Consider the following 19,348-nt stretch of genomic DNA (forward strand, 5'->3'; position numbering starts at 1 on the left):
TGTCGATGAATGTGACGTGGCAGTCATCGAATGCAGGAGTTTATAGCCGAGTTCAGCACTAGGAATGGTGCGAGAATCTCACGGAAAAAAATCGACGACTCTATCAATCTCGATGGTGATTTCCACGTTTTTCCTCTTGAATTGGGAAGGCTTCTCGGACTGAAGGATTCAGATGAGACAACCGTCTGGATGGCGGGAGGAGGTGCGATTCCCGGATCTTTTCACCCCAGACGACCCTCGCTCCCGACATGCGGTGCCGGGCGTCCGCGACGGACTGCCAGAAGGCATGCGCCGAGAAGCAGCGCGGCGCTGCATGGCTCCGGGACGGCGGTGATGGTGAGGGTCCAGCTTTGGAGGGTGCTTTGGTCGCCCGGATTGAGATCCGCCACGAAGAGGGTCCATTGGCCCGCGGCGTTCAGACCGTTGAAACTGGAAAGGAGCGCGGTGCGGGGATCGCTGGCGAGGACGGAATCGGGATCGGTGTTGCGACCGTCCGGTTGATGGGTTCCGGTGAGGATGCCGCTGTTGGAAAGAGGCTGGTGGATGTTGCCGGACGCGCTGTCGTCGAGAGTGACGGCCATTCCCGACGTGCCGTTGCCGTCGGGGTTTCCCTCCTCGCGGCCGATGCGGTTGAGGAGGATCGCGAAGCCGGAGTCATGGACCAGATAGACGAAGAGATCTCCGTTCCAGCCGTCGCTGAAATTGAGACCGACGCTGACGTTGGTGATGATTTCGATTTGCCGGGCGGAGGGAACGTCTCCGGTATCCGGAGTGATGGTCATGTGGCTGACGGTGCCCGTGTCGTCATTGTCAGGAATGGTCGTGGTGGCGTTGAGCGTGGTGGTGAAGGTTACCGCGGCACGGGCGGCCGTGCAGAGCGGAACGAACAGGGCGATGAGCAGAAGAGGCTTCATGGAAGTGGTTCGCGCGGGACGATGGTGGTTCATGGGCGCTTCAGGCGGTAGAAGCCGTTGGGTTTCGGGGGATCTTCGTCGGTGAATTCCATGTTTCCGGTGCCATCGGCGGTGAGGGTGGCGATGGTGTCCCAGTTGATCATGTCCGTGGAGCGCTGGAGCAGGTAACCGCGCCCCGGGATGGCATGGAAGGTGAGGGACACGTTTCCGCCGGGCATGAAGCTCAGTTCAGGAGTATTGGCACCCACGCCACCGCCTTCGGAGGCGGGGCGGACCGTCACGGCAACCGTGCCGGCGACCCTCGCACCGCGCGAATCCGCAAGAACCACCGCGAAGGTCGCGGTGCCGGAGAATCCACCGCGCGGAGTGTAGAGGATGCCGGTGGATTGCAGGCTGACGCTTCCTCCATTGGTTGGAGACCCGACGCTGAGGACGGAGACCGGATCGGTGTCGGTGGTTTTGGCCAGCAGCTTGGACAGGGAGATGGTGGTCGGGGTTTGGTAAGCGGTGCTGACGGCATAACCCGCGAAGACCGGTGCGGCATTCGCCGTGATCCCGGTGAGGGAGAGGGTGCCGCCGTTGAAGGTCGCCGTTTCAAAGGCTGGTACCGTCGTCTCCGTGACCAGGAGGCTCGCCGTCGTGCCGTTCCCATCCGCGAAGAGGTAGAGATCATCGGCGCTGGTGGTGGCCTTGTTTCCACTGAAGGTGACACGGGTCAAGGCCAGCGATCCGTTTTTGGAGACGATCGCGCCACCCCTGCCCGTGGTGCCGGTGGCGGTGTTGCTGGTGAAGACGCAGTCGGTGAGGACGGCGGTGCCGCCATCATTGTAGAGGGCTCCGCCGCGGGCATCGCCGGAGGTGGCGTTGTTGGAAAGGAAGGTGACGTGATCCGCGTTGAAGGTGCCGCGATTCCGCACCGCACCGCCCACGCCGCCACTGCCGAACGTCTGCACATTGCCGCCGGAGAGGCTGAGATTTTTCAAGGTGAGGCTCGCACCCGGATTGACCGAAAAGGCGCGGCTCGGAGGCCCGCCGCCACCGCCCGGTGGTGAGAACAAGGTGAACCCGGGAGAGGAAGACGCGTCGATGGTGATGTTTCCGGCGATGCGGAAGGCGGTGTAGTATTCACCGTCGCTGACGGCGTTGAAGGTGTTCCATGGCAGGGGCATCACCCCAGCGTTGATGACGATGGTCCACGGCAGCGCCGGGGTGGCATTGATCTCGTTGATCGCGGTGGCGAGTTCGTAGATGGTCGTGACGGTGCGGGTGGATACCTTGAACCGGATCTGGACTCCGATGGTGGCGGTGCCGCCGAAGCCGTTGCTGACCGTGTAGAAGAATTCGTCGGTGCCGGGGCTCGCCGTGCCGGTGTGGGTGTAGGAAATCCTTCCGTCCTCCATGATGGTGGCCGTGCCGTGGGCGGGGGCGGTGACGGAGGTCACCAGCAGGCGCAGGCCGAGGGGATCCGTGTCGTTCGCCACCACGTCGATGACCGCGCTCTGGGTGGGATAAATTTCCGCCACGTCCGGATTGGCCGTCGGATTGGTGACCACGCCGGTGTCCGCGGCAACGATGAACGTCTGGTCGTAGCTGACGCCGCCGTCCGTGGCGGTGATGTGGATGTTGCTCAGACCCGAAAGAGCGCCGTTCACCGCCAACCGGCGGTTGAGGCCGGTGCCGGTGATGACCAGCCCGGAATCCGGAACAACGGCCTGGTAACCCGAGGTGGCGTGGATCGACATGCCGGGGATCAGGTCATTGGCGAAAAAGTCCAGCCTGCTGGCGGAGTCCATCACGAGATCGGGGATCGGGCTGATCCATGGGCCGGTGATGCGGTCGATGCTGCTGGTCCGGTTCTGGAAGGAGACCTGCCCGCCTGCGCTGGTTCTGGAATTCAGGTCGGAGGCGGCGAAGGATTTTCCAAGGCGGCTGTTCGTCAGGTAAACCCGGGCGTGCCCCGCATTGCCCTCCGCGAAGAGCGCCGCGCCTTCACCGGCGGTGTTCTCCATGATCGATGTGCCGTTGAGGGTGACCGTGCCGTTGAACGTGAAAATCGCCGCGCCGAGTCCCGGCAGGACGGGATCGGTTACGGATTCGGCGGTATTGGAGAGAAGGCTGGAGCCGGTGGTGGTGACGGTGCCTCCGGCGTTGTAGATCGCGCCGCCAAGACCCGCGGTGGTTTCCGTGGCGGAGGCGGTGTTGTTCTGTAGGATGGCCCCTTCAAGGATGAGGGTGCCTTCGTTGTAGATGGCTCCGCCGGCGGTCGAGAGTCCGTTTTCCACGGTGAGGTTTTTCAGGGTCAGAGTGGCACCCGGAGCGATGTGGAAGAGCCGCATCGCGGGGGCGCCGTCGGTGCGGCGGATGAGGAAACCAGGTTGGTTCGTTCCGTCGATGACCACATTTCCCTTGATGAGATAGGCGGACGCGCCGGTGTCGGGATCATTGTCGCCGATGCCGCTTGCTTCGACCAATGGTCTGGCAAGGCCGGAGGGCTTGAACGACCAGGATTGGGCGGTGTAGGTGTTGGATAGATCGATGCCCTCGCGCAGCGAGCCCGGGCCCGAGTCATCGCCGGTGGTGACGCCGGGATTGCGGGGCTGGTTGGACCTGACGTGGATCACCGCGGATGAGGTTGTGCCGGAGACGGTGTACTTCACCGTGGTGTCGCCGTTCACATAGAGCCTCGGCATTCCCTGCTGGTAGTAGAGGGTGCCGGAGCCAGGGCCGTTGACGATCGAGATGTTGGTCAGCGGTGTGCCATCGGGGTCCTCGTCGTTGGCAAGCGCGAGGCTGGTGAGGTCGATGTCCTCCTGATATCTGGCGGCGAGATAATCGTCACGCAGGACGGGCGTCTGATCCGATCCGGAAGCGAGGGTGAGGTCGAATTGGCGGGTGAACGTCACACCGCTTCCGCTGGCGGTGACACTGGCGGGATAGAAACCTTCCGCGAGGGTATCGGCGAAAATCGCGGTGAGTGTCCGGCTGGCACCGCTTCCACCAATGGTGACACTGCGTTGGTAGGCGGGGATGTCATCGGCGGAGAAGGCGAGCGTGTGGCCGCTACCGAGAACGACGGGCAGAAGGGTGGAGAAACGCTTGCGGATGGTGGTGTCGCCGATCGGGCCGAACCAAGGGGCGGTGGGTGTCTGCGCCGTCAGGTCTCCGGCGAGAATCGAGGCGCTGCCTCCATTGAGGGCGACGGAGCGGAAATCGGTGACGGGTGCCTGGCCGGAGAAGCTGGCCTCGGTGGCGGTGATGACGGCGGATTTGAACGGGCCGTCCGCGAGGTTGTGGAGACCGGCGGCGTCATCCGCGAGGTTCGCGTTGAAGCGGACACCGGCAAGCGTGACCGGGGCGTTGCGGTTGAAGAGACCGCCGCCCGCACCCGGGTCGCCGTCAAGGGAAGTGGCGGTGTTCTCCCTGAGTTCCACGTTCTCCAGCGTGAGCTTTCCTTCGTTGTAGATGCCCGCGCCCTCATGGGCCTTGCCACCCGCGAAGGTGATGTTTTTCAAGGTCGCTTCCGCGCTCGGAGTGATGTGCAGGACACGCATGGCATCCGCGTAGGCGGAGCGCCGGATGACGATGGGGTAGGCGGAGGATGCCTCGATGGTGGCCTTGCCCCTGAGGAAAAGCGCGGAATCTCCGAGAAGTTCATCGGCTTCGCCCGCGGTCTGGAGATCGTAGTTGAACCTGAGGCCGGGCTCGCCGGGCGTCTGGTAAGGATGCACCTCGATGGTCCAGACAGGGAAGGCATTGTCCGGAGCCGCCGGGGTGGTGGCGAGGCGGTTCACGGTATCGAAGGCTTCACGCAGTGTTCCCGGGCCGGAGTCCGCGCTGTTGTCCACGATGATGGTGCGATCCTTGATGGTGACGTAGACCTCCTGCTCGATGGTCGTCTCGAAGTTCGAGAGGGTATAGGTGAAGGAATCCTCGGTCGCATCGCCACCGTCGTGCTGGTAAATGATGCGGGCGGTGGCTCCGCTGCCGGTACGGGTCACGGTGCCGTGGGCGGCGGGGGTGACCGCGGCGATGAACAATGGATTCCCCCATGGATCGGAATCGTTGGCGAGGACATCGATCTCCGCATTGAGGCCGCGATAGACGGTGGCGGTGTCCGGTGCGGTGGTCGGATCCGGATGCTCGTTGGTGAAGGTGAGGGTGACGGTGGCCGCCGCGGAATCCCGCGCGCCATCATTGACGACGTAGGTGAAGGAATCTCCTCCCTCGAACGGGGATGTGGCCGGGGTATAGGTGAAGTCCGGGCCGGAACCGCTCAGCGTGCCAGCCTGAGGCGGAGTCACGATGCGGTAGTTGAGCGGAGAGTTCTCCGTATCGGTGCCGGAGAGGATCAGTTCCATCACCGGCAGAAGTCCGGATTGGGATTTCGTGACCGGCAGGGCGACCGGAGCGGCATTCACTTCCCTGACGATGAAGGTGGCGGTCGCCGGTTCGGAGACATTTCCTCCCGCATCCGTCATGGTGAAGGTGAGCGAGTCGGTGCCGGAGAAGTCCGCATCCGGCGTGTAGGCCGCTTCATAGCTGGCGAGGGCGTGGCCCGGGACGTGCAGCGGAGCGAGCGAGACGGTGCCGTGCGCGGGGCCGCTGACGATCGCCGCGGTGAGTCCATCCCCCTGGATGTCGTAGCCGTTGAGGAAGGTTCGGAGGGTGGTGCGCTGATCTCCGGTGACGGAGGTATCGCTGGCGACGGGTGCCGGATCGATGATGGAAACCACCAGCGTGACAGGGACCGAATCCAGTTCGCCATCGGTGGCGGTGAGGGTGAAGGAATCCGTGCCGGTGAAGCCCGGATTGTTGGTGTAGATGACCGTGCCATCGGTCTGGATTTCCAAGGAGCCACTGGCGGGCGGGGTGGTCAATGCGAGTGTGGAGGTGCTGTCGTGATCGGTGACGGTAGCCTTGAATGTGATCGGCGTTCCCTTGGGAACGTCGGTCTGGCTGGAGGTCGGCGTGACGGCCAGGACCGGCGCATCGTTGACCGGAGTGACCAGGACGCGGACGCTCTGGGTCATCGAACGGAGCCCGCCGTTGTCGTAGGCATAAATGATCACCCAGTCATACGTCGGCAGGATGACGGTGTCGCGGGTGGGGGTGTAGGTGAGTGTGGTGCCATCGATGACCGAGGTGCCGTGATTGCCTTGGGTTTCGATCCAATATTGCGGCGCGCCGCCATCCACATCGGCACCTGTCAGGGTCACGCTGGTTGGCAGCTCGTCGGTGGTGTCCGGAAGCTCCGCTCCCGCGAGGACCGGTGCGTCATTCACCGGATCGACGGTGATGATCACGGTGGCCGGTGCGGAAACGATCACCCCATCCGTGACGCGGAAGGTGAAGATGTCCGTGCCGTTGAAGTCGAGGTCCGGTTGGTAGGAAATGTCCGCACCGGAGCCGGTGAGGGACCCGTGTGCGGGTGCGTCGACGATTTCATAGGCGAGGGCCGCCGCGCCATCAGTCCCGCCAAGCGGCGTGGCGGTGGAGCTGTCCTCATCCGTCGTGAATCCGGCTGCCAGGGCTGTGGGCGGCCGGGTGAGGGAAATGGTGACGGCCTTCTCCACGAAGAGTCCTGCAGGATCGGTGGCACGGATGACGACCTCACGGCTGAGACCGGCGGAGGCGTCGAGGGTGGCTGACGTTTTCAAGACATCTCCCTCGATGGTGAAGCCGTCACCGGAAGTGACGCTGAAGGTCAGCAGTCCCTCATCCTCGGGATCCGGATCGATGGCGGCCAACGAACCGGCGGTGGTTCCGGCAGGCTGGCCGGTGTAGAGGGTGCCTCCCTCCGCGAAGTCGATGGAGACCGGCGCGTCGTTGATGTTGCCGATGGCGATGGTGACCACCGCATCGTCAAAACGGCCGCTGGTGTTGTTCCTCGCACGGTAGGTGAATTGATCGGACCGTGTCTCACCGCCGTCATGATGGTAGCTGAAGGTGCCGTCCGTATTCAGGGAGAGGGTGCCGTGGGCGGGACGGCCGACGAGGGACGCGGAGAGCGTGGTCCCTGGATCGACGTTGGCATCATTCGCAAGGACGCTGGTTCCGCCGCCGTCGAGCGTGGTGGCGGTGCCGCCTTGGGCGAGGATGATGGAATCAGTGCCGGGAACCACCGCGTCAGCCTGTGGAACGATGATCAGCCAATAGGAAACGGGTGCGGGATCGAAGTTGGTGCCATCGGTGGAGGCAAGCCAGGTGAAGGAATCGAAACCATGGAGATCCGCGCCGGGTTGGAAGGTGAGGGCCGCGGCTTCGGCCAAGGTGAATGTCCGGCCGATACCGACGGTGGCCGCGCCGTCGCTGAGGCTGCCGAGAGAGGGTAGGGAAGCGATGCGGACGTGGGTGACAGGAGCAGCGGTCTCGCGGGTGAAGCCGGTGGAGGTCAGCGGAATGGCGGTGTCCTCGTCTCCCGTGCTGGTGACAACGCGGTAGAGCGAGCCCGCAGGTTGGCCGGAGACATCGAGTCCGAAGAGATCGAGAGCGCCATCGCCATTGAGATCCGCCAGTTGGATGCGGTCGTCGAACGCGAGCTGCGGCTGGTTTTCCGTGCGGGAGAAACCGCCGCCGGACCAGGTGCGGATGGCTCCGGTCGCATCGGTGAGGATGATGTCGGGAATGTCGTCGCCATTGGTGTCGCCGGTCGCGAGTGCCGCGTTTCCACCGCCGAGGGAGGTGGAGGAGGGAGCGAATGTTCCATTTTTCTGATTTTGCCAGATCTGGGTGGCGGCGTTCGTGCGGGTGAAGACCAGGTCAGGGAAACCGTCGCGATCAAAGTCGGCGATCGCCACACGGTCGGCGGGGCGGTTGGCGAAGGATTGGGAAGCGGCGTTGAAAGTGCCGTTGCCCTGGTTGATCCAGAGCGAACTGGTGGTGCCCGCGCCGACAAGGGCGTCAAGGCGTCCATCATTGTCCACGTCACCAATGGCGACGGAGGTGCCGGAGTTTCCACCGAAGACGGAGCCGGTGGCGGAGAAACCGCCGGAGCCGTTGTTGAGACAGACGCGGTTGCCGCCCGAGAGGGCCACGAACAGATCCAGATCGCCATCGGCATCGAGATCACCAAGGGCGAGTGTTCTGGCGGACCCTGCCGGGATGGTCTGGAGAAGGACGAAAACACCGGACCCATTGTTGCTCCAGATTCCGATCGAACCATCGGCATTGGCGATTGCGGCATCAAGCCTGCCTGCGGAGGTGAAGCTGCCGAGGACGATGGATGTGGCATCCGCCGCTCCAAAAGCCGGGCCGCTGGCACTGAAGTTGCCGGACCCGTCATTGAGATAGACCTGGTTTCCAGCGGGACCGGCGACCACCGCGTCGATGCTGGCATTCGCGTCTCCATCGAGATCGGCGAGGGCGAAAGTGGTGGCGGCCGCAGGTGCGCCGGAAACGGGTGCCGTGTGATCGAAGACACCGGCACCGCTGCGGACGCCTTTGACGAATTCCCAGACCTGCGGGCGGGCGGTGATGCCACCGGCCGTGAGGGCCGCGGAGGTGGTGACGGTGACGTGTTCACCGGCGTGGAGATCCTTGAGGAATTCGAAGGCGATGCGGCTGCCGGTGACAACCGGCGCAGTTAGGCCCGCACGACCGCTGAACCGGGTCTGTGCGGAAACGGAAGCGGGGTTCAAAGTGGCGGTGTCGATGCCGGGAAGCTCGAAACCGAACCCACTGCCGCCATAAGCGAGCGTGCCATTGCGGACGACGCCGGAAGGGGTGGCGGTGAATTCCGCATAGAGGTAGGCGAGGCTGTTGGAATTCGTGGTGGGACTGCCGGAGAAGGTGACCCTGACGCGATAGGTCCGGTTGGTGAAGGCGCTGTTACCGGCGATCGTGAGAACGGGAGTGGTCGCACCCGAGTGAGCCGGATCATTCGCCACATTGGCGAAGGGACCGCCGTTCACGCTGACCTGCCATTGATAGCTGGTGACATTGCCACTGGCGGTGGAGGTGAAGACCGCCGGTGTGGCGAAGCCTGCGGTGGTGACCGAATCGAGGCTGACGAAATCGTAGCGGGCGGCTTCGGACGGGAGTTCCGGTCCATCCGGAAACCGGAGGACGGCGCGGTAGCGATGACCGGCGAGGGTCTTGTCCCCGGTGACGGAAAGGGCGGCGGTGTTGCTGCCGGCGAAGACCGCTCCGTCGGTGAGCGGTGTCCAGGTTGTGCCGTCCACGCTTTCCTGCCATGTGTAACTTTCCACGACCGCGGTGGCGGATACGGTGTAGCGCACCGTGCCACCGATGGTGGCGACCGCGTTGGCAGGCGGGGTGATGAAATACGGATCGGACTGATACTCGTAGGCGCCCGGATCGACCTGCGCGCCGTGCAGCCGGGGAGCTCCGGCGAGGTCGGTTCCGGAGGTGTTGGATTCGGCGTTCGTGCCGCTTTCGATCACATGGCTGGCTCCATCGAGCTGATAGTCGCCGAGCAAGGTGGGTGCGGCCGCCGCAGGGACCGGACCGACAAAGATAGGTTCAAGCGAGGTGGCGAGTTCGATCACGTTTGAAGCACCTGAAATGGAACCCGCCGCCTGTGCCGGCACGGTGGTGGAACCTGCGGTGCGGTTGCCCCAGATGATGGAGTTGTTCAAGGTGACGTTGGAACCAGCATCCAGCGCGGTGCCTCCGAGGTTGTTGACAAGGGAGACATGACGCAGGGTGGTGAGGCCACGCGTATATACCGATGTGGTGCTGTTCCCGGCGAAGAGGCAGTTTTCAAATAGCTGGCTCTGGCCGCCTTGTGGAATGTGGACCACCGGCGTACCGTTGCCGCCGCCGTTCCCTCGGAATTCGGTGAGACGGACGTCGAGGGCGCTTACCTTGGAGTAGATCGCGGATTGGTTGCTGGTGAAGCTGCTGCGGGTGATGTTGGCGGTGCCGCTGGTCTGGTAGAGACCGGTGCCGAGACGGGTGAAATGGACGCGGTCCAGGTTCAGCGGGAAATTCGCACCATAGCTGATGCCGTAGCTGCCGGAGTCGCGGAAGGTCACGTCAGTGATCCGGACCGGCTGCATGGTGACATTCACGAACGGAATGCTGACGATGGGCGACGAACCTGCGGAACCGGCGAATGCGGTGACATGTGCCGCCAGATCGCGGTCGGACAGCTGGGTTTCCGTTCCGGCGAAGCCGCCGTAAACGCTGGTGCCGGGTCGCAGCACGAACGAGGTGGCGGGCCTATAGGTCCCGGCGGCGATCCAGATTTCCGTGCCTTCGGAATCATACGGAAGAGCGAGCACCGCATCCAGCGAGCGATAGGCGGTCGCCCAGGTGAGACCGTTTTCAGGTTCGGACCCGTTGCGGTTGGCATTCACATAGTAGCGCGGCGAGTAAACGGTGAGTGTTCTTTCCTCTGAGTAAACCTTGCTGCCATCCGCGGAGGTGAGCACGGCGCGGATGCGCGCGCTGCTGATGTCCGCTCCCAACGAGGAAAGGACGAGTGTGGCGGAGTCCGCGCCGCTGAAGCCGGAAACTCCGACCAGCGTGAGCCATTCTCCACCGGGCAGCGCGTACTCCCAGCGGATCGACTCCGCTCCGGTTCCGGCCACGGTGAAGGTGTTGTTCGTGCCGCCGATGCGATACTGGAGATTTTCCGGCTGGCGGGTGACGGCCAGCGGGGCGGCTGGTGCGGTGAACGGGGACTCGTAGGCCCCGAGATCGACGTTAGCGACGACGCGCGGGTTCCCTGCGATATCGAGGGAGCGGCCGGTGACCACGGCGTCATCCCCGGCATCGATGGCGGGGGACACGGCGCGGAGCCGGTAATCTCCGGCGGTGGTGGGGGCGGATGCCGCGTCCACGGGCGATACGAAGATTGGATCGTGGAACATTACTCCGCTGGAAACGGAGGTCTGCTCGACGATGGTGCGGCTGAGGTTGGTGTAAACGGAAGGAGGATGGTTGCCGCCGAGTTGCGGATCGCTTCCCGCTTCCGTCGCGCGATTGCCCCAGACGATGCTGTCGCGGAGCGACACCGTGGTCCTGCCGTGAATGCCCGCGCTCACGCGGGAGCGGTTTCCGGCGATGGTGGCCTGGTCAAAGCGGGCAGCGGCCGCGGCATACACGCCGCCGCCGGTATCCGCCACGTTTCCTGTGACCAGCAGGGAGGTGAAGACCGGGCCTTGGGAACTGACATGGATGCCGCCGCCTTCGGCCGCCGTGTTGCCACGGACGATGACGCGTTCCAAGGTGGGAACGCTGCCATCGAGGCGGATGCCGCCGCCTTGGACACCGGTGTTGTTCTCGAAGATTGAATTTTCGACACGCCCGCCGGAAAGCGGGGGATTCGACTCGACCACGAGGCCGGTGTTGCTGTTGCCGCGCACGATGAGGTCGCGCAGGTCGGGCAGGGTGTTGCCCACCCGGATGCCGGTGCCGCCGTTCTCGATGGTCACGCCCTCCAGCAGGGCCGGGATCAGTCCGCCGGGAGCGATGGTCACGACGATCGGGGCACGGGTGCCGCCTCCGGCGGGTACGCCGGTGAGGATCGTTTCATTCGCGGCGGGATCGCGGGGACCTATGCCACCGGTGGGCCAGCCGCCACGGACTTCGAAGCCCGAAAGCTGGAACGAAGCGGCGGGTGCGTGGTAGGTGCCCCTGGCGATTTCGATTTTACGATGGACCTGATCCGCCGAATTCAGCGCGTCGGAAAGGTTCTTGAAGGCGGTGTCCCAGGTTCTGCCGTCGCCGGGAGAGGCGGCGTTGGCATCGACGTAAAGAGTCTTGAACGGCACCACGGAGACGGAAATCGTCTGCGAGATGTAGGAGATGCCGCTGATATCGAGCACCAGACGAAGCGAGATGCCGTCGAGCGGCGGCTTGATGGACGCGAGCGTGAGCTGGCTGAGGGATTTCACGGAAGCCGAGGCTCCCGGAGGGCTGGAAGCGGAACCACCGGTCGGGTTGATGGAGCTCCAGGCGATGCCATCGCTGGAATACTGCCAAACCACCGAGCTGCCGGGAGGTGCGGTGTGGGCGACGGTGAGGGTGCTGCCGACCGGGCCTGACAAGGAGGCGGGCAGGACGAAGCCATATTCCGGAGTGGTGCCGGTGGCGGCCTCGAAGGCACCGAGATCCGGAGCCGCGCCGGAGAGGCGGCTGGCATTGGAGAGATCGGTTTCTCCTTCGAGGAGATCCGCGCCGAGACCGCTGTCGATGGCGGGGGAGTCCGGGGCGAGGCGGAAGTCGCCATTGGGGGCATCGGCGAAGCGGGGATCGAACGGAAGCAGGCTGGTGCCGGCCAGTTTCTTCAGGCCCTGGATGATGTTGTGGGAGAGCGTGGAGGTTCCTTGGGATTGCCTGAACTGATATTCCTCCCTGTCGGATGCGCCGTTGTAGCTGTTGCCCCAGAGGATGCTGTCGCGGACCTCGGTATTGCCGTAGGTATCGATGGCCGCTCCGCCGCTGTTAAGGGCGAGCGTCGAGAAAGATACCCGCAGGGAGCCATTGGCATTGATGGCGCCTTGGCCGTTGTGGTCGAAGAGCGACTGCCTGACATCCACCGTCGAAGCCGGTCCGGCCGTGATGCCTCCCCGCGCGTTGGTGGTGAAGCGGCAGCGGGTGACATCCAGCACCGCGGCGGAGGACACCGCTACGGCGGGGCCGGAGGTGGGGGCCAGGTTGTTGGAAAAAGTGCTGTCGGAGATCACCGCCTTCGCCCGGGTATTGTTCGCACCGGAGGTCGCGTAGGTGCCGACGACGATCGCGCTGCCGTAGACCACGGTGCGGCCGGGGATTCCGGCGCCGTTGCGCTCGAAGTGGCAGCCGGAGACGGTCAGCAGGGATGTCCCTTTGTTATTGATCGCCGTGTCGAACTGGTCGGTGAAGATGCTGTTTTCGACGACCGGGTTTCCATCGGCGATGTCGATGGCGCTGACGAGCGCCTCGAAGCGGCAGTTGCGGATCACCGGCGACGCGGCCTTGAGACCGATGCCCAGCCCGGCATTGCGGAAGACGAAGCCATCGATGATGGAAAGTGAATCGACCATGCCACGATCCGCGGTTGAGTAGAGGGTGGTCGCGCGGGAGGTGGCTGAGCCGGGTGACCGGAGGATGGTGCGGTGGACGGCGGGATCGCGTGTTTCCGTGCCCGCGAGATAGCCACCGGTAAGGGTGAGGCTGCGGCGCAGCGCGAAGCCGCCATCCGCCGGGGCGACATAGGTTCCCTCCGCCACCTTGAAATCGGCGAAGGCGGGGTAGGCCGCGAGAGCGGTGGAGAGATCGCTGAAGGCGTTCTCCCAGTCCTTGCCATCATGGCTGCCACCGGTGACCCCGGCATCGACGTAAACGAGATATCTCGGAATGACGGTGACCGTTGCCGGGAGGGAGGTGAAAACTTCGGCACCGTTTTCCGAAGCCACGAGCCGGTAGCGGTAGCCGACGAATGCGGGATTGCCGAGGATCGTGAGACCGGGAACACCGTTGATGAGGGTGAGCGTGTGCCAGGCGTCCGGGGTGAGATCGACAAAGACCCCGTCGCCGCGGTCAACCTGCCAGCGGCCCTCCTGGCCCGGATTGAGAGGGGTGGGCGGGAGGAAGGTGGTGGTGTCATCCACCACCAGCGAGCGATCGGCCAGAGGAGTGCCGAGACGGATCGGGTTCGCGGTCGGATTCCGCTGGCCTTCCTCGGTTTCATTTCCGGCAAAGCCGACAAGGAGGCGGGCGCCGGATGGCGGGGTGAGGTTGGCCTCGACGTAATCGCCGGTGGCGACCCAGATATTGGTGTCGGCGGTCGCGGCGGCGAAGGCTTGGGAAATGGTTTTAAAGGCGGTGGCCCATGATTTCCCGTCTCCGGAAGGATCGATGCGGCCATCGACATACAAAACGAGCCGCGGCTTCACGGTAAGGGTGAAGGGGATTTCCACCCCTGGAGCGGCGGGGAAGGTGGCCATGAATTTCCTTCCGCTCATCGCCAGGGTCACCGCGGGATGGGCGAGGGTGCTGACACCATTGGCCATGGAGACGGTGAATCCGGGGAGTCCGGATACCGGAACATAAGAGGTGCCGTCGAAGTATTTCCATTCGACCGGGGTGCTGCCGGTATTGCTGCCGATGCTGGCGCTGGCGGAGAAACTGGCCGGACGTTCTTCGAAGAGCTCCTGGTCTGTGGGCCGGATCCGGAGGTAAACCTTGGCGGGGGATGGGGCGGAAAATTCGCTGGAGCCGAGATCGGCTTCCGTGTTGTAGAAGCGTGTGCCTCCTTGGAGATCGGTGGTTCCGGAGATGGTGGCATTCGTGCCGGCCGAGTTGATCAGCGGCGAGCCCAAAGCAAGAGGATGGTCGGAACCTCCGGCGGGATCCAGCAGCGGATCGTAGGAGGTGAGTCCCTGCACGTGGCTGTTGGTGATGGTTTTGACTCCTACGAGAGCTGTCCCGGTAGCAGGTCCCGAGTTGCCCCAGACGATGGAATGGATCAGGGTGCAGGATCCGGTGGTGAGATAGGTGCCGTCGATGGCTCCTCCGTTGGTGAAAGCGGAGTTCCCCACCAGCGTGCTCTGGCTGACGGTGAGAACGGCGTCGCGCGCGACCCTGATCGCGCCACCCCAGCCGCTGGAGCTGTCTGTCGGGATCGCCCGGTTGTCGGAAAAGACCGAGTTCCGGATGAGATGGTTGCCCGGGCATTGCAGGTGGACAGCTCCCGCGCCACCGGAGTTTCCGATAAAACGGCATCTCTCGATGGACGCGAGCCCGCCGGCCGGACCGAAGGGGCCGGTGTGCTCGTGATTGATCGCTCCCGCGACGTGTCCGGAGTTGTTGGTGAAGGTGGAATCGGTGACCGTGAGGCCACCACCGCCTTCCGCGAGGATGGCACCGGCGCGCAGGCCCCCCACGCGGGTAATGCCGTTGTCCGTGAAGGTGGAGTGGTCCACCCGCAGGGTGCCGCTGCTGGCCAGGACCGGGGTTGCCCGGCCATCCGTGAACGAGCAATCCGAGATCACGGTGGTGCCGCGGATGGAGAGGATCGCCGTCTGGCGGATCCCCGCGAAGGCGAAGCGGACATCGGAGAAAGTGGTGTTCGTTCCCACGACGCTGATGCAAGAGGACTTGGGGGTGCCGACGGTGGCGGCTCCCTTGACGGTGAAGCCATCGATGAGATTGCCAAGAGGGGCGGTGCCCTCGATGCCGATCATGGGAACGTCCGGCGTGGTGCAGCGGAGAATTGTCTCGTTGGCGCCCCGGACGCGCTGGCTGGCGCTGCTTTCCGTTCCGGTGAAGCCGCCGTAGAGGCGCACGCCGGGTTGGGCACCGGAAGGGAGCATGGTGTAGTCTCCGGCGGCGACGAAGATGCGGGTATAGGCCGGGGAAATGGCAAGTGCGGGAGCAGGTGTTGCCATGGCATTGTCCCATGAGCTGCCATCCCGGGTGCCGGAGCCGCCTGCCTTCACATAGAGGATGGATGGCTGGATGTCTATTCTGACCTCGGTGCTGGAACTGCGTTTCCCATCCACGTTCACCATTCTCAGGCGATAAAAGCTTCCGTTCCAGTTATAAGGAGGATTGGTCAAGGTGAGGGTGGCGTCGCCAGACCAGGAGGTGAAGGCATCCGCGACCACCGGGACGTATCCACCGCCGCCCGGACGCTTCACTTCCCAGACGAAATTTGTCCTGGTCAAGGCTCCATTGAATAGGCTGAGCTTGTAGATACGCCCGTTTTCCGTGGGAGCCTGGGTCTCGAAATGGAGCGGAATGAACAGTCGCGGAAGCTCGACGGTTGGGTTTTCAAAGGCACCCATATCGGCGGCGAGTCCGAACGCCGCGGTCGTATCGAGAGCGGAACTGTATTCCGCGCCACGGTTGAGGACCATGGAATCCGCCGCGACGGTGTAGTCGGAGTTGAACACCGGATCGAAGTCGATGTTCCCCGTAGCTCCGGCGAGGGTGGTGTATTGGTCGAGTCCTTCGATGTCGTTGTTCAACAGGAGAGGTGCGAGCATGTTGTAATAGGCGGGATAAATGGGAACGGCGAGCTGCTGGCGCTCCAAGGTGGTCGCGGGGAAGGTGCCCGCGAGCCGGTTGCCCCAGAGGATCGAGTTCGTGATGGAAACCCCGCTTTTGCCGCGCGGGGAGGGATCGGTGGGTAACCAGAGACCGGCGCCGCCAAGATTGGAGCTGTCGCCAGCGGCGGGGGTCGCGCTGTTGTAGGCGATGACGCAGTGGGCGATCCGCAGGGTGCGGCCGGACTGGATGTCGTCATACTCCGCGTGGATCGCACCGCCGCGGCCTGCCGTGGCGGCATTGCCCACGAAAACGCAGCGCTCGATGCGGGTGGACCCGCGACGCGCGTGATCGGTGGTATGGAGATACAGGCCGGCTCCGAGCGGAGCGGTGTTGTATTTGAACTCGGAACGGACCAGATCCAGGTTGAAGACATCGGAGTCGATCGCACCACCGCTGTTTCCGGTGAAGGATGAGTCGATGACCTGGGCTGCGTAGCGGTTGTGGTCGTCGAGACGGTGGATCGCGAGCGCGCGGTCCGGGCCGTGGTTGTCGTAAAAGCTGCAGTTCCTGATCACCACCGGCGCGATGACTTTCACGGCGGGGCCACCTTCCGCCGCGGTGAATTCAAAGCCTTGGATCAGCCTTGGCAGTGCGGCCCGGCGGGCGTAGATGGAATAGACGTCCCCACCCGGGTCGCGCTGCAGGAACTCCATGCCGGTAAGAAGCGTGGTGGTGTTATCCTCCCTCCCGCTGTTGCCGGTTTCTCCGCTGATGATGGTGTGGTTGACGAGAGGCTGGCTCTGCGTGATGTCATCATCACCTTCCTTGAATCCGCCGATGAGCGAGATGCCGGGCTTCAGCGTGAAGGTGGTATCGCCGCCCGCGACGCGGTAGGTGCCCTTCGCCACCCAGATCTGGCCGCCGGGCGTGAGCGGCTGCCGCAGCGCCGCGCCGAGCGTCTTGAAAGACGTTTCCCAGGTCAGTCCGGTTTCGGGGGCCGGGGTGGTGCGCGCGGAGTTTACATAAAAGACCGTATCGGCAGGGAACCCGCCGTCATTCTCGATGGGACCGATGTCGATCGGCGGATGGGTGTCGCGCCGGTTTCCGTTGAGATCGTAGAGACCGTTGACAAAGGTGCTGAAGAGGATGCTGGTGGTGGCGGCATCGACAAGAGGGGAGAGGGGATGGGGCTGCACTCCATTGAGGAACATCGGGTCTCGAGCGAAATTCGTCCCGGATGTCACGGCATAGGGGGCGATGCCTTCACCCACATTGGGTTCCTTCATTTGGGTGAGATATTCGAGGCCGCTCTTGAAATTGCCGAAGTACTCGCTGCCCAGCGTGAGTGAGTCCAGCCCCTGGATATCGCAGTTGTGGATGATGCAGGTGCCGAAGTAGGCACCGCGCGCGTCTCCGGCACTGTCGCAGTAATCCCGGATGCTTGGTGTGTCGTAGAATACCTCCCTCATCCCGGCCGGCTCCCCGGTGTAGAAATTGCCAGCGTAGGGTTCCATAACGCTCATCTTGCCCTTGGTGTCATCCAGATCATCGCGGCGTGCCGCGAACACGTCCGAGCCCACCGTTTTGTTCGGACCCGAAGTGTTGTTCCAGAGCACGCTGTTTCCGATGGCGCCCTCCGCTCCGGTTTCGATCGAAACCGCGCGACCGAACGGAGAATCGGAATGGTTGTCGACGAAGGCGTCGTTCACGCAGCGCAGGATCGTCCGCGAGCCCGCGGAGACGGCGCTGTGTCCGAGAACGCTATGGTTCCCGGTGAGGGCGCTGTTCTCGATGGTGACGTTGTTGTAGCCGAAGGCCGCCACCGCCCCGCCGCCTGCGATCGCCTCGTTGTTGATGAAATGGGACCGGATCAGATTGATGTTCGCGCGGATGATCACGACAGCGCCTCCCATGCCTGTGGAGGAATTGAGTTCGAAACGGTTGTCGGCGAAGGTCTTGCTCGCGACCTTGTTATGGTTGTCCTTGTAGTCCTGGTTGCGGATCTGCTGCGCCAGCTTGTTGTGATCCACGGCGGGCTCGCCGAGGATGGCGTTCAACAGCAGTTTCGCCCAACCGGTGGGTGAGAGGTAGGTATTGAAGAAATTGCTGAACTGGGTCCATCCGAGGATGAACGGGTCATTGGCGCTGACACCGAAGGCTTTGGCGATTTCGACGCCGAAATCGATGAGAGCCACCGCGATGCTTACCCCGGCATAGACGTTCCCGAGGCTGGCGACGGCGCCTCCGATCTGCGCGCCGAGGATTTTCTCCGCTTTGCCGACAGCCTGGTTCTGGACCTTTTGATATAAATCATATATACTTTTGCCGATCCCATATCCTTCCTTGCCGAGCTGCAGGATGGTCAGAGGTTTTTTCGGATCCAAACCGGGTATCAAACCTTCTTTCAGGCGGGCCAGGTCGGTCGATGTGATCAAACCCATCAGCAGTTGGTTCAGATAGCCGCGGACCGTGGGCGAGCCTGCGGAACTCTGGACCCAGAGAGCTCCCGCCAGATGGCCGGAACTGTTGGCGTAGAGCTTGTTTCCCGAAACCACGGTGGTGCCGATGTCCTGCAGGGAAACCGCGCCGCCCGCCAGCGCCGAACTGTTGCGGGCGAACGAACTTTCCGTGATGCTGACCGCCCCGTTGCGGGCGGCGATGGCGCCACCGAGGCCACGCGCGGTGTTCCGAACGAAGAGGCAATCCGTGATGTCGAGGGTGGAGTTGACGGAGAAAAGACCTGCTCCCGCGACTTTGGATTCCAGATCCACCATGAACCCGGTCTCCGAACCCAGTTGGACCGATGATTCGATCTTTACCGAATCCATATCCTCGTCGAGCGCGGCTCCTCCTGTGATGACAACCTGGTCAAGCGTGATGCTGCTGAGACCGACGGCACGGACGACATTGTAGCTGTTGTCTTTGACCGCGTCCTGGGATGGATTCACCGGCAGCAGGGTGGTGGAGTCCGCGAGCGAATCCGTGGTGACCGCGTCCGGGTCGGGCGTGCCGATGTCACCGCTGAGCACGGTCTCGCTGCCGGACGCGCGGACGCGTTGGGCCGCCGATCCCTCGATTCCCAGGAAACCCCCACGCAGGGTGAGGAAGCTTTTCAGTAAAAAGGTGGCGTTGCGGTCGGTACCGGTGGTCGGCTTGTAAGTACCCCGCTTGATCCAGATTTCAACCGGATTCGCCGGGGTGGGATTGACCCGGGACAGCGCCGTCGGAAGGTCGGCATACGCCGAGTCCCACGAACCGCCGTTGCCCCCGGCTGGCGCGTCGGAATCGACATGGACGATCTGCAGGGCCGAGGCGGCTTGCGTTGCAACAAATGCCAGGAACAGCAAGACAAACACAGATACGCAGCGCGGGACGCGGCGGGCTAGGGCGGGTTGTAGACTCATCGACGGAAGGATCGCGGATGCTGCTCGGGATCATCCGCAACGAATAGTCCTCTAAATAGAGGGAGAGGAACCCCACGTCTGTAATCC

2 protein-coding genes are annotated in these 19,348 nt (G+C 63.6%); both read right to left on the minus strand.

Going from position 1 to position 19,348, the window contains the following annotated elements; genetic code table 11:
• Positions 1-221: 221 nt before the first annotated feature.
• Positions 222-914, minus strand: coding sequence for a proprotein convertase P-domain-containing protein (locus tag JIN84_RS15355; protein WP_200351923.1), 693 nt, complete (start codon positions 912-914; stop codon positions 222-224).
• Between the two features lie 29 nt (positions 915-943).
• On the minus strand, positions 944-19,261 hold the full coding sequence (locus tag JIN84_RS15360; RefSeq protein ID WP_200351924.1) for an Ig-like domain-containing protein: 18,318 nt from the start codon (positions 19,259-19,261) through the stop codon (positions 944-946).
• Positions 19,262-19,348 lie beyond the last annotated feature (87 nt).

The sequence above is a fragment of the Luteolibacter yonseiensis genome (assembly GCF_016595465.1).
GTDB lineage: Bacteria > Verrucomicrobiota > Verrucomicrobiia > Verrucomicrobiales > Akkermansiaceae > Luteolibacter > Luteolibacter yonseiensis.